The 14,083-nt window shown below is 70.1% G+C and carries 1 protein-coding gene (only partly in view); it reads left to right on the forward strand.

The features are described from left to right. Positions 1-14,083, forward strand: the 5' portion of a protein-coding gene (locus tag AC6LJ9_RS00030) for a DUF4347 domain-containing protein (RefSeq protein WP_498146017.1). 17,654 nt of this gene lie beyond the right edge of the window; the window shows 14,083 of its 31,737 coding nt (coding positions 1-14,083); it begins with the start codon at positions 1-3; its stop codon lies off the right edge, out of view.

The following is a 14,083-nucleotide window of genomic DNA, read 5'->3' on the forward strand; positions in this document are numbered from 1 at the left end:
ATGAGCATCAAGAAACTGGCGCGCAAACTCTGGACCGGCCGTTCCTCCCGCGAGGTGCAGCAATCCCTGTTCCGGCGGCGGCCGCTGTTCGAGGCGCTGGAGCGCCGCTACCTGATGTCGGCCGAACTGGTGCCGCCGCCTCCGCCGCCGGCCGGCGAGCAGGCGCCGGTGACGATGCCCGCCCAACCCGGGCAGGCCGGCGCGCAGGCCAAGAAGACCAGCGCGCCGGGCGCGCATCCCTACCTGGTCGAGCGCGCCGCCTTCCAGAAGCAGGGCGTGCTGGGCGAGCAGATCTCGCTGGATCAGTATGCCAAGGCCAACGCCGCGCGCCAGGGCGACGCCAAGGCCTGGCTGCCGGGCCAGGCGGCCGGCCAGCCCGCGCCCCTGACCGCCATCGAGGGCTACACCACGCAGTCCGAGCGCACGCCGGTGCGCCAGATCATCTTCGTGGATCCGTCCATCGACAACGCCGAACAGATGGTCCAGGGGCTGTACAGCCTGGTCAGCGGCAAGACCGAAGGCCTGGGCGGGCTGGCCCGGCCCACGGGCGAGGGCCCGCAACTGCAGGTGCTGCGCAGCCATGACACCGAGATCATCGTGCTGGACGGCCGCTATGACGGCGTCGACCAGATCACCCGCATCCTGGGGCAGCACAAGGACCTGGCGGCCGTGCAGATCATGAGCCACGGCACCGCCGGCTCGCTCACGCTGGGTTCGGCGACGCTGGGCCAGGGCCAGCTCGATTCCTACAAGGACCAGCTGCGCGCCTGGGGCGACGCGATGGCCGAACAGGGCGACATCCTGCTCTACGGCTGCAACGTGGCCGCCGGCAAGGGCGGCGTGGCCTTCGTGGACAGCCTGTCCGCCATCACGCGCGCCGACGTGGCCGCGGCCACGCATACCGTCGGCAGCGCCGCGCTGGGCGGCGACTGGGTGCTGGACTACCGTCACGGCGCCATCGAGGCCACCACGCTGACCGTGGCGCGCTGGGATGGCGTGATGGCGACCTCCACCGGCGTGCAGACCGGCGGCTCCACGCTGGTCGGCGTGGCGACCAACGACAAGCTGGTGGCCTACGGCAGCGGCAACACCTTCGTGTTCAACAACAGTTCCACCGCCGCGACCACGACCATCGAACTGCGCCAGGGCATGAAGCAGGAGAACGGGGTCTGGGTGCGCAACCAGGACGACGCCAACGACAACAACACGCTGGACTTCTCGGCGATCAAGGGCAACGTCACCGCCATCATCAGCAACAACGACAGCTACCAGATCCGCTACACCACGGTCGACGCCAACAACAACTGGACCGAGCGCACGGTCAACGTGGTGTTCAAGTCGGCCGACGGCAGCCAGAGCCTGAAGATCGGCGACAAGACCTTCAACCTGGTCGGCACCTCGCAGAACGGCAAGACCTTGCTGGACTACAGCGGCTATGCGACCGGCGTGACGGTGGACCTGTCCGGCCCCACGGCGAGCGGCAATGGCGAAGCCGTGCCGCCGCCGCCGCCGACCGGATTCGGCTACGTGCGGGCGATCAGCGGGGTGAAGGGCTCGGCCCAAGGCGGCAACCGCATCACCGTGGTGGGCGACACCACCGTCACCATCAGCAACGCGCAGGACATCATCAAGGGCAGCGGCGGCGGCAACACCTACATCGTCGGCGCCGGCATCAGCGGATTCACCCTGACCCAGCAGGCTGGCCAAAGCGGCAACACACTGGACCTCTCCCAATTCGGCGCCGACATCACCGCCCGCGTGCAGACGCAGGGCGGCGTGAGCGTCTACCTGGGCGCCGGCGTGGCGCGCGACGGCAGCATCAACAGCCTCGCGGGCGCCACGGCGCTCGTCAGCAATCTCGATATCCAGATCTTCGTCGGCGTGGCGGGCAAGACCACGCTGGACTACTCGGCCTACGAAGACAACGTCAGCGTCAACCTGAACTACCAGGACGAGGCCACCGCGCTGTACGACGCCAGCGGCCTGAGCGGCGTGCTGAACATCGCCAACGTGATCGGCGCGGGCGGCAAGTACGGCAACGACATCGTCGGCAGCCTGGGCGACAACATCATCACCGTGGCCAACAGCCGTGGCGTCAACCGCATCAGCGGCGGCGGCGGCAACGACATCATCTACGGCAACGGCAACCTGAACGGCGGCACCACCGAATACATCGGCGGCGTGGAAAGCGACGCGACGCTGACGGGCGACAGGACCACGGCGGTGCTGACCAACACGCCGCCGGGCGCGACGGCGGCCACCCGGGTCGATCTGCACGGCGTGGGCGCGGTGACCCTGCAGGACTATCGCACCATCGACAGCGCGGCGGCGCCGGGCAGCGCCTATCACGCCGCCACCCTTGTCACGCTGGACGGCTCGGGCTATTCCGGCGACCTGACCCTGATCGGCAGCGCCGGCGCCAACGTGCTGCGCGGCGGCCTGGGCAACAACACGTTCACCGGCTATCAAGGGAACAACGATCTCTGGGCCCGGGCGGGCGCGCTGAGCAACAAGCTGTCCGAGAACGGCAGCTGGAACTTCGTCCTGACCAACACGGGCCTGCAGGCCACCCATGTGGACGACGGCCTGGGCACCAATGGCGGCGCCGGCGCGGTCCTGAGCAACACGCTGCATGGCACGTTCACGGACGCCATGCTGAACGGCGGCCTGAATGCCACCCTGATCGATGCCTCGGCCTTCTCGGGCAACACCGTGCTGGTGAGCGGCCTGATGGCTGGCGGCGTGATCAAGGCCGGCAACGGCGCCAACCGCCAGCACCAGATCATCCTGCTGGGCGGCGTCTACGACATCACCGGTGGCACCGGCCTGAACGCCAGCACCGAGCTGGTGGCCATGGCCGATGGCCTGACGGGCGCGACGGCGGCCGAGCTGAAGGCCGATGCCGACGCCCGCAAGGGCGCGGGCTGGCTGGCCCTGCGCACCAGCAACGCCAGCGCGGGCTGGGACGGCTGGATCCAGCGCGGCGCCACCGACATCACCGGATCGAAGTTCCGCAACATCACGTCCGCCAAGGTGGTGGGCGGGGACTACAGCAACTGGATCGATACCTCCGAGTTCAGGGGGCGGGTCAGCATCGACGGCAGCGCCGGCCGGGCGAACACCTTCATCATCGGCAACGCCTACGTCAGCGACGTCATCGGCTCGGCCGGCGACAACACCATCCGCGTCGCCACGGGCGCCAACAGCCTGACCGTCACCAACGGCCGCCTGACCTTCGCCGCCAGCGGCGGGCAGACGCTGGTCTCGACCTTCACCAACGTCAACGATTTCGCCATCACCGTGCAGGACGATGGCCGCGTCGTCGACACCACCGGCTTCACCGGCGTCACCACCAAGACCTATCTCAGCGACCTGAAGAGCGGCTACCAGGCCAGCAACGGTCCCGCGCTGAGCCTGCTCTTCCCCGCAGCCGGCAACGCCCGCGTGGACGTGGGCCTGGAAGGCATACGCACCATCCAGGACCTGATCGACGCGATCAAGGCCAGCGTGATGGTGGACGCCGCCGGCGCGCCGCTGCGCGTCGCCGTGGAAGGCCCCAATGCCGGCAAGCTGCTGGCCGCCTCCGACACCAGCACGCGCTGGGACTATCTGTACGCGCTGGACGCCAGCCTCAACGCCCAGGGACAGCTGGAAATCCGCTATAGCCAGGATGCGCTGAACGCCGGCCTGTCGGGCGCCTACACCCTGCTGCCCGGCATGCAGGCGCAGCTCAACGCCGACGGCACCACGTCCAGTTCCACGGTGGCCGTGTCGCAGGCCGCCTGGCAGCTGGGCCTGATCGCGCAAGGCGCGCTGCAGCGCGGTTCCGACGCCAATGGCGTGCTGCGCGGCGACGCGCTGGCCGTTGGCCACCGCACCGAGTTCACGCTGGCCGGCGGCAATGCCCTGGTGCGCTCGGGCGGCGGCGACAACACCTATATCGTCAACTACGGCATGGGCGCCAGCGATACGGGCGAAGGCAACCGCATCCAGACGCAGGCCGGAACCGGCACCCATCATCTGGTGGTCAATACGAAGCAGAGCGTGGTGCTGGCGTCCGGCGCCGGGGCGACGGACAGCGTCTATTACCTGAACGGCGCCACTCAGCTTGGCAAGGTGCTGTTCACCGCCGGCGCCATGAACGACGCCGCGCTGTACGCCCGCAACGCAACCGGCTCGGTGACGCTGGACGCCACGGCCTGGAACGCGCCCGTCACGCTGGCGAGCCACGGCGGCTTCAACATCCTGAAGGGCAACGCCAGCAACGTCAGCTTCGTGGTGCAGCAGCCGGCCGTCACCGGCGGCGCGCAGGTTGTCCTGTCGCTGGCGCAGGCCGGCGGCAGCAACAACACGGTGCAGATCTTCAAGTACGCCGCCGAGGCGACCGGCTCGGCTCCGGCCGTCTCGACCTCGCTGTCCGAGCTGCTGCAGGCCAACGGCGCGCTGGTCGGCGTCAAGATGGACGCCAACACCGACAACGTCGGCTACGTGCTGGACCTGGGCGACAAGGGCGTGGTCGACATCGACCCCGGCAAGGCCGCCGCCGGGCGCAACGTGACCGTCAAGGGCGGGACCTACACGGTCGAGCATGACATCACCGTCGACAACCAGCACACGCTGCGCCTGGAAGGCCAGCAGATCACGCTGGGCAAGGACACGGGCGCCAACATCCTGCTGACGGCCGGCGCCATCCAGGTGGTGGCGCAGAGCTATCGCCCGTGGCGCAGCACGGTCGCGCAGATCTACACGGTCGAGGCCGCCATCACGGTCAAGAACGCCACGCTCTGGGCGACCAACGCCAACGGCGGCGGCATCAGCCTGGACGCCAAGCTGGACAGTTCCCTGTACAAGCAGCCCGACAACGGTCCGGCGTCCAGCGGCATCTGGGGCAAGATCACCGGCGGCGCGAGCAAGGCGCTGGAGGCGGTGAAGGCCTTCACCGACACGGCCGGCGCCATGGCCGCCTGGGCCGGCATCAAGTACAGCACGTCCATCAATGTCGGCAGCAATGCCAGGCTGGTGTCCAACAGCGACATCTCGGTCAAGGCCAGCAACACCGTCAAGGTGGAGCTGAGCCCGCTGGTGGCCAAGATCGCCGGCATCGCCGTCGGCGTGCTGGAAAGCTATTCCCGCGTGACCATCGACGGCAGGCTGGTGGCGGCCAAGAGCATCACCGTGCGGGCCGACAGCGACCAGTCGCTGATCATTTCGCTGACGCCGGGCCAGATCGGCGCCGTGCCGGCCGTGATCGGCGTGGGCGTGAGCGTGGTGCTGAGCGATGCCTCCGTGCGCATCGGCAGCGGCGCCAGGCTGGAGACGGGGCTGCGCGCGACCGTCGATCCCTATACCTACGTCGCCAGCGGCGTGGGCGGCGACGTGACCGTCGCGGCCCAGACCAAGCACAAGGTCGGCATCAGCATCTCGGTCTCGGGCAGCATGGCCGAGAGCGACGATACCAAGGTCGTGCCGCCTGCATCGGGCAGCACATCCACCGGCCCCGCCCAGGAGTCGGGCAAGTACGACGCCAAGTACGCCAAGGTCGGCGCGGCGGTGGGCTTTGCCTACAGCCAGGTTAACACCGAAGTCTTCATGGACGGCACGATCGTCGCGCGCGACGCGGGCAAGGTGCTGGTGCAGGCGCTGACGCTGGACGGCGGCAGCGCGATCTCCGTGAAGGCGATCCTGGGCGGCCGCGCCGCCACGGGCGGCGACTATGCCAGCAAGGTGCAGTATGAAGCCAAGTCGGCCGTCATCGGCAAGGTCGCCACGCCTATTTCCGGCGCGGTGACCAAGGGCCTGGGCACCGGCACGCAGTACGTGAAGTCATTCTTCGGCGCGCTGGTCGAAGACAGCAACAGCCGGACCTTCAAGGAGAAGCTGCGCGACGTCAAGGCCAAGAAGGACGCGCAGAAGATCGTTGACTACGACAAGGACATCCAGAAGGAGATCGACAAGCCGTCGACCGAATTCCAGGTCGGCGCCGCGCTGGGCATGGCGATCAACAACTTCAGCACCACGGTGCGCATCGGCGATGGCCAGAACGCCGCGCAGATCACGACCGCGGGCGGCGCCGTGCAGGTCGAGGCGCGCAGCAACTACAACACCAAGCTCACCGTGATGAGCGGCGTCGACGACAAGGTCGTCGCCGACAAGCAGGCCTTCCTGAAAAAGAAGAACGACGTCACCACCGACCAGGTCAAGCGCAACGTCGGCCCGGACGGCTCCGACCTGGGCGCGGCGGCGGCGGTGGTGGTCAGCATCGACGACATCAAGACCATGTCGAGCGTTGCGGCCAACGCCAGCATTTCGACCAAGGGCGGCGCCGTCGCCGTGTCGGCGCAGAGCCTGAACCAGATCGACCCGAACAAGCTCTGGCTGGTCAACCTGTACGCGCCGTTCGACGGCATCGAGGCCAAGTGGAAGGCGGCCGACGGCACCTCGGCCAAGATGGGCGTGGCGACCGGCGCGGCCAAGGCCTTCCTGAGCAATCTCCAGGCCACGCTGACCAGCACGGGTGGCATCTCGTCCAGCTTCAGCAGCTGGGTCAGCGCGACCGCCAAGAGCAAGAAGCTGGCGCTGTCGGGAGCCTTCTCCATCGACGTGCAATCGACCCAGACCCGCACGACCGTGGCGGGCCTGATCGACACGCGCGGCGGCGCGGGCGGCGCGGCCGGCAACGTCGACATCAAGGCGCTGAACTCGACCCAGCGCATGAACCTGGTGGGCAACATCATCCTGCCGTCGATGTCGATCGGCGGGGAAAAATCGCTGAAGCAGGCGCCCGACCGCGAAAAGACGCAGGGCCGGCTGGCCTACGGCAAGGACCTGGCCAAGGGCTTCCTCACGCCCAAGGTGGACGGCTTCGACTACGGCAGCCAATCCAAGGACGGCTCGGCCATCGGCGTGTCGGTCTATGTCAATGTGGCGACCCACGACACCCAGGCCGTCGTCGCCGACACGGCCAGGATCTACTCGAAGGACTTGAACGTCGAGGCCGGCAACGAGCTGGTGTCGGTGACGCTGGGCGCGTCGGGCGGACAGGCCAAGACGGTGGCCGTGAACGGCGTGGTGCTGGTCAACGTGACCAGCGCCACCACCGTCGCCCAGGTGGCGCGCGGCGCCACGGTGGCGGCCACGGGTACGGCGTCGATCCAGGCGCACGACGCGACCTGGGTCGGCACCGTGGCCGGCGCCGCCGCCGGCTCCCAGGCCGTGGGCGTGGGCATGAGCGTGGCCATCAACGACGTCAACCGCGATACCCAGGCCCTGATCGGCCAGCGGCGCGACGACGCCACGCCGGTGACGGGCGCCGCCGGTTCGTTCTCGGCGGGCAAGCTGCTCATCGGCAGCGAGAACAAGGGCTTCGTCGGCAATCTGGCCGTCTCCGGCTCGCGCGTTTCCAGCCCGGTGGCGGGCGCGGGCGACGGCACAGGCGCGGGCGGCGCGGGCGGCACCTCCGGCGGCGGCACCGACGTGCTGGGCACCAAGGCGCCGGCCAGCCAGGGCGGCGCGACGCCGGGCAAGGACAGCGCGGCGCCGGATCCCGACGAGCTGCTGTCGCTGTCGGACATCCTGAAGGAACTGAGCAACTCGACCTCGACGCTGACGCAGGACAGCGGCTCGGGCTCGGGTTCGGGCGGCGGCGGCAGCCAGCAGCAGTCCAAGGCGGGCGTGGCGATATCCGGCGCGGTCGCCGTGAACATGGTCAACGACTTCGCCCAGGCCTACATCAACGCGGCCGGCCTGACGATCACGATCGGCGGCGACGCCACCATCAGCGCGACCAACGGCACCCATGCGCTGGCGCTGTCCGGCGCGGTGGCGCTGGCGCAGTCCGACAATGCCAAGACCAACGTCGGCATCGCCGGCGCCTACAGCATGAACGGGCTGGGCGGCGAGGCGCGCGCCGAGGTGGCCCTGGTGGGCAGCCTGCTGGTGGCCGGCGACCTGGCCCTGTCGGCCCGCCGCACGGGCGTGGCGGTGACGCTGGCGGCCGGCATGGCCGGCGCCAAGGGCCAGAAGGGCGTGGCCCTGGCCGGCTCGGCCGCGGTGACCACGGCCAGCTACAAGAACATTGCCCTGCTGGGCAACGCGAACAAGATCACCGCGCGCGACGTCAAGGTCGAGGCGCGCGACAGCAGCGTGCTGGCCACCGTGGCAGGCGCTGGCGCGGTCAGCGACGGCAAGGCAGGCGTGGGCGCGGCGGTGGCCGTGAACATCAGCAACACCCGGGTCGAGGCCGGCATCCGCCAGGCCATCGAACTGCTGTATACCGGCAAGCTCGACGTGTCGGCCGAGTCCAGCCAGGTGGCGGTGGGCTTCGCCGGCGCGCTGGGCATGGCGCGCGACGGCGCGGGCGTGGGCGGCTCGGTGACGGTCAATGTGGTGAGCAACCGCATCGAGAGCTATATCCTGAACAGCCAGGTCCGCTACGACGGCGCGGACAGCAGCGGCCACGACATCAAGGTCAGCGCGCTGGACAAGACCACGCTGATCGCCATCACCGGCGCCGCCGGCGTGGGCAAGAAGGCCGGCGTGGGCATCGCCATCAGCTACAACGAGATCGGCAACGCGGTGCTGGCCGGCATCCAGGGCTCGGTGGTGAACAACAAGGGCGGCTCGGTCAGCGTGACCGCCGAGGACAACTCGGCCCTGGGCGGCGGCGCGGTGGGCGTCGGCGTGGGCATGGGCGAGGCCATGTTCGCGGGCGCGGGCTCGATCCAGGTCAACCGCGTGCATTCGGCGGTGGCGGCCTATGTGCTGCCGCGCTATGTCAACAACGCGGCCGTGGCCGGCAGCAGCGCCATCACGGCCAACGCGCTGACGGTCAAGGTCACCGAGAACAACACGCTGGTGGCCGTGACCGGCGGCGTGGCGGTGACGCTGGGCGGATCCGTGGCCGTGGGGGCCTCGGTGAGTGTCAACGAATTCAGCTCGCGCACCAGCGCGCTGATCGAGAACAGCGCGATCGATGTGCAGGGCAAGCTGGACGTGTCGGCGCATTCCTCGCCGCTGATGGTGTCGGTGGGCGCGGCGGGCGCGCTGTCCAAGAAGTTCGCGCTGGCTGGCGCGGTCAACGTCAACATGATGCGGGGCGCCACCGAGGCGCGCATCTCGAACAGCACCGTCAAGGCGGGCCAGGCGGCCGGCTTCTCGGGGCAGGCCGTGCGCGTCAATGCCTCGGATGCGTCGGCGCTGTACGCCATCACGGTGGCGGGCGCGGTGGCGACCGAGGGCGCGGCCGTGGGCCTGGCCGTGGCCGTCAACATCATGGGCGGCAATACCGCCTTCGACCGCAACCTGCTGAGCTTCGACAGCAAGCAGCTGGCCGATTCGGGCGCGCAGGTGCAGATCGCCGAGGTGGCCGGCAACGGCTCGCCGGCGACCAATCCCAAAGTGACCGCGGCCATCGTGGCCAGCGACGTGCGCGTCACTCGCGGCGACATCAACGTGTACGCCGGGCTGGTGGATCCGCTGGCGGCGGGCGGCAACGCCCAGCTGAACGGCGGCAGCGTGCTGGCGGTGAACGACGGCGCCATCACGGTGAACCAGGGCGGCAGCTCGCTGACCTTCACCGGCGCGGCCGCCGAGATCATCAACGGCAAGGACACGACCGGCAACGCCGGCATGAGCGCGCCGCAAGGCAGTTCCGGCAAGGAGTTCTCGGGCTGGCAGACCGGCGACGGCATCTACCTGAGCGCCGGCGCCGGCAACATCACGCTGGCCGACGGCAGCAGCCTGCGCGGCGACCGCATCTACTACATCATCCGGCGCGCGGCGCCGGACGGCAAGGCCATCATCCAGCTCGCCGACACCCAGGAAGACGCGCTGCGCGGCAAGGCGCTGGCGTTCGGCGCGGTGAGCAACATCGCTGGCATCCGCTTCGCCCACGTGCGCATGCAGGAGGCCACGCGCGTCAACCTGCAGCCGTACCACGGCGTGGACGCGACGGTGGCGGTGGACAGTGCCAACAACCGGCTGGTGGTCAACGCCCCGTTCGATGGCGTGCAGGAAGGCTCGGCCATCGTCTACAGCGGTTCGCTGGCCAATGGCCAGATCGAGAACGTGCTGGCCAACCGCATCCTGCGCCAGGGCCAGGACGTGCTCAAGGTCGGCGTGACCTACTACGTGGCCAATCTGGACCGGTCCGTCAGCGGCCAGGTGTCGTTCCAGCTGCGCGACGGCCAGGGCAATCTGGTGAACTTCAGCGGCGCCACGACTGCCGGCGCGCCGCAGCGCTTCAGCGTGGACAATCCCGCCGGCGCGTTGCTCAACGCCAATGGCAGCCTGACGCTGCCCAAGGCGCATGGCCTGGCGACGGGCGACAAGGTGGTGGTCAACCTGGGCGCCCAGGGCGTGCTGACCGGGCTGGTCGACAACCACGTCTATGTGGTCGAGGTGATCGACAGCAACACGCTGCGCTTCAAGCAGGTCGACGGCAGCGCCGTGACGCTGGCCCAGCTGGGCTATGTGTCCGAATTCAACGCCGCCACGGGTCGCTACCAGTACTACCTGGCCGATGCCGCGGGCAACAAGCTGCTCGACGGCCAGGGCAAGCCCAGCGCCGTCAATCCGGATGCCATGATCGGCATCACGCGGGTCAAGCTCGACCAGCAGACCTCGCAGTCCACCACCACGACCAAGCCCGACGGCACCCAGCAGACCGTCATCAGCCAGGGCCCGGCCCAGGACGCGACGCTGAGCGCCGCCTCGGGCAATGCGCGCAATCCGGCCGAGAACAGCCTGGGCCTGGCCACCGACGGCGGACTGGCCACCGGCGACCTGGTGGTCTACCAAAGCCAGGGCACGGCCATCGCCGGCCTGGTGGACGGCCAGCGCTACTACGTCATCAATGTGTCCGAGAACGGCAGCTACCGCTATCAGCTGGCCAGCTCGCTGCAGAACGCCAAGGACGGCATCGCCATCCAGCTGGGCGCGACCAGCGGCTCGGGCGGTGTCACGCTGCGCAAGGTGGTCGACAAGCTCGACAGCGGTGGCGGCATGATTTCGCTGGACATCGGCGCGCTGACGCAGGGCCATGGCCTGACCAACAGCATGCTCAGCATCACCGTGGCTGGCGCGGGCGGCAAGTCCCTGGGCGGCGCGGGCGCCATCGGCGTGAACCTGTCGCGCACCGAAGTGCAGGCGGTCATCGACAACAGCGGCGCGGCCGCCGGCACGCAGCTGCGCGCCGATGCCGGACGCGTCTCGGTCTCGGCCCAGGACAGCAGCCGCATCGTCACGGCCACGGGCGCGCTGGGCATCTCCACCACGCAGGGCGCCTCGGCGGCCATCGGCGCCTCGGTCGGCGTGGCCGACATGCAGAACGGCGTGCGCGCCCTCATCCGCGGCGCGCAGGTGACGGCGCAGGCCGTGCAGGTGAGCGCGGAAGAACGCGCCAGCATCTACAACGTCTCCGTCGGCCTGGCCGGCGGCGCCGGCGTGGCCGTGAGCGGCTCGCTGGCGGTCAACACCATCCAGAACACGGTGTACGCGGGCATCACGGACGGATCGACGATCACGGCCACCACCGGCGACATCCGCATCACCGCCCGCGACACGGCCAGCATCTCGGCGCTGGCCGGCAACGTGTCCGTGTCCGTCGGCGGCCGCGTGGCGGCCGGTATGGCCTTCGCGGTCAACCGGGTGTTCGACACCGTCTACGCGGGCGCGGTGGGATCGGCGCTGTCCGCCGCGGGCGACATCGTGGTCCAGGCGACCTTCGCCCGGCCCGACGACATGCCGCCGGGACTGGACGCACAGATCTCCACCATGGCGGTCAGCGGCGCGGTCGCGGCCGGCGGCTCGGGCGCCAACGTGGGCTTCGGCGGCTCGGCGGTGCTCAACTGGATCGCCAACACCATCACGGCCGAGATCGCCGGCACCGCCAGCGGCCAGGCCGTGACGGCGGGCGGCGACCTGCTGGTCCAGGCGCGCGACGCCTCCACCATCAACAGTCTGGCCGGCGCGGTGGCGCTGGGCCTGGGCAGCCAGGGCGCCAGCGTCGCCGTGGGCGCCAGCCTGTCGTACAACTACGTGGGCGGCGCGCCGCTGGGCATCTCGCGCTCGCATTCCGTGAAGGCGCTGATCCGCGACACCGAAGGCCTGGTGAGCGGCGGACACGTGCAGGTGTCCTCGCGCTTCGAGGGCGCGATCAACAACATCACCGTCGCCGGCAGCGTGGCCGTGGGCACCGTGGCGGTGGCGGTGGGCGGCTCCGTGTCCATTAACCGGGTCAACAGCCGCAACGAGGCAGGCATCCGCAATGCCCGCCAGATCGAATCGCGCGCGACCGGCGGCTCGCTGGCGGGCGTGGCGGTGCAGGCGCGCGACGACGGCTATGTGCTGGCCGTGGCCGGCGGGCTGGGCGTGGCGGTGTCGCCAGGCAGCGGCGCGGGCATCGCGGCCGGGGTCGCGGCGACCGACAACCGGATCGGCAACCAGACGCTGGCCTACATCGACGGCACCAGCGAGACCAATGCGGGCTCGACCACCCTGGTGCGCACGCAGACCGGCATCTCGGTCGACGCGGTCAACAATTCGCGCATCGTCTCCGTCTCCATCGGCGTGGCGGCGGCGGTGGCCGCGGGGCAGGGCTTTGCCGGCGCGGGCGCCGGCGCCGGCAGCGGCAACACCATCGAAGGCTCGGTCGAGGCGCGCCTGACGCGGGTCGACACGCCGTCCAGCGGCACCCTGAATCAAGGCGCGGTGCGCGTCTCGGCCGCGAACACGGGCAGCATCGTGACCGTGGCCGGCGCTCTGGGCGTGGCGGTATCGGCCGGCAGCGCCGGCGTGGGCGCGTCCATCGGCGTGTCGGTGGCGATCAGCAGCATCGCCACCACGGTGCGCGCGCGGGTGGAGGATTCCGTCCTGCGCGTGGCCAATGCCGGCGTGACCGTCAAGGCCAGCGACGAGGCCAGCATCACGGCGATCGCCATCGGCGGCGCGGTCGCGGTGCAGGCCGGCGCGGCCGGCGTGGCCATCGCGGTCGGCACCAGCGTCGCCGTCAACAAGGTATTCAACACGGTCGAGGCCACGGTCTCGGGCGGCCGCATCGAGACGGGCGGCGGCAAGCTGACGCTCAGCGCCACCCAGCAGGCGGATATCCTGTCGGTGGTCCTGGGCGCATCCGTCGCGGTGTCGGCGGGCAGCAGCGCCAACGCCGCCATCGGCGGCGGCGGCGCGCTGGCGCGCAACGTGATTTCGGCCAGCGTGCGCGCCGGCATCAGCGGCGCCACCATCGACACCCGCGCCTCGGGCGGCGTGGCGGGCGCGGTGGACGTGCTGGCCCTGGGCCTGTCGCGCATCAACGCGGTGGTGTTGGGCATGTCGGCCTCGGTCTCTGTCAGCCAGTACGCCGCGGCCTCGGCCTCGATCGGCGTGGCCATGGCCGAGAACGTCATCGGCTACGACGTCAACAGCGCCGGCCAGGTGGTCGCGCTGGGCGCGGGCCGTCCGGCCAATGAGATCGTGGCCTTTATCGACCGTAGCGCCGTCACGGCGGGCGCGGTCAGCGTGGACGCGCGCAACGTCTCGTTCAAGGCCAACGGCGACGTGGACCGCAAGCAGAGCATCGACGCGGTCGTGGTGGCCGGCGCGGTGGCGGTGTCGGTGGCCTATGCGCCGCCCGTCGTCGACGGCGCCAGCCTGGCCGTCTCCGGCGCCGGCGCTGGCGCGCGCGCGGTCAACAAGATCCAGACCGGCATCACGGCGCGCATCAGCGACCAGAACCAGCAGAACCGCTTCGAGGCGGGCAGCGTGACCGTCAGGGCGCTGGACCAGGCCGAGATCAACAGCACCATCGCCGCGGTGGCGATCGCCGTGGCGGTGTCGCTGGGCGCGACCGCCGCCTTGTCGGTGGCGGCCTCGCTGGCGCAGAACGAGATCGGCAACACCACGCTGGCGACCATGGACGGCGTGCGGATCGCCGGCGCGCCGGCGATCACGGTCAAGGCCGACAGCCAGGCCGCCATCACGACCGTGTCGGTCGCGGTATCGGTGAGCGTGGGCGCGGGCCTGGGCGGCGTCTCGCTCGCGGGCGGCGGCGCCAATGCGCGCAACCTGATCGGCTCGTCCGCGACGG

This window comes from Achromobacter sp. 1011811831 (assembly GCF_059760905.1).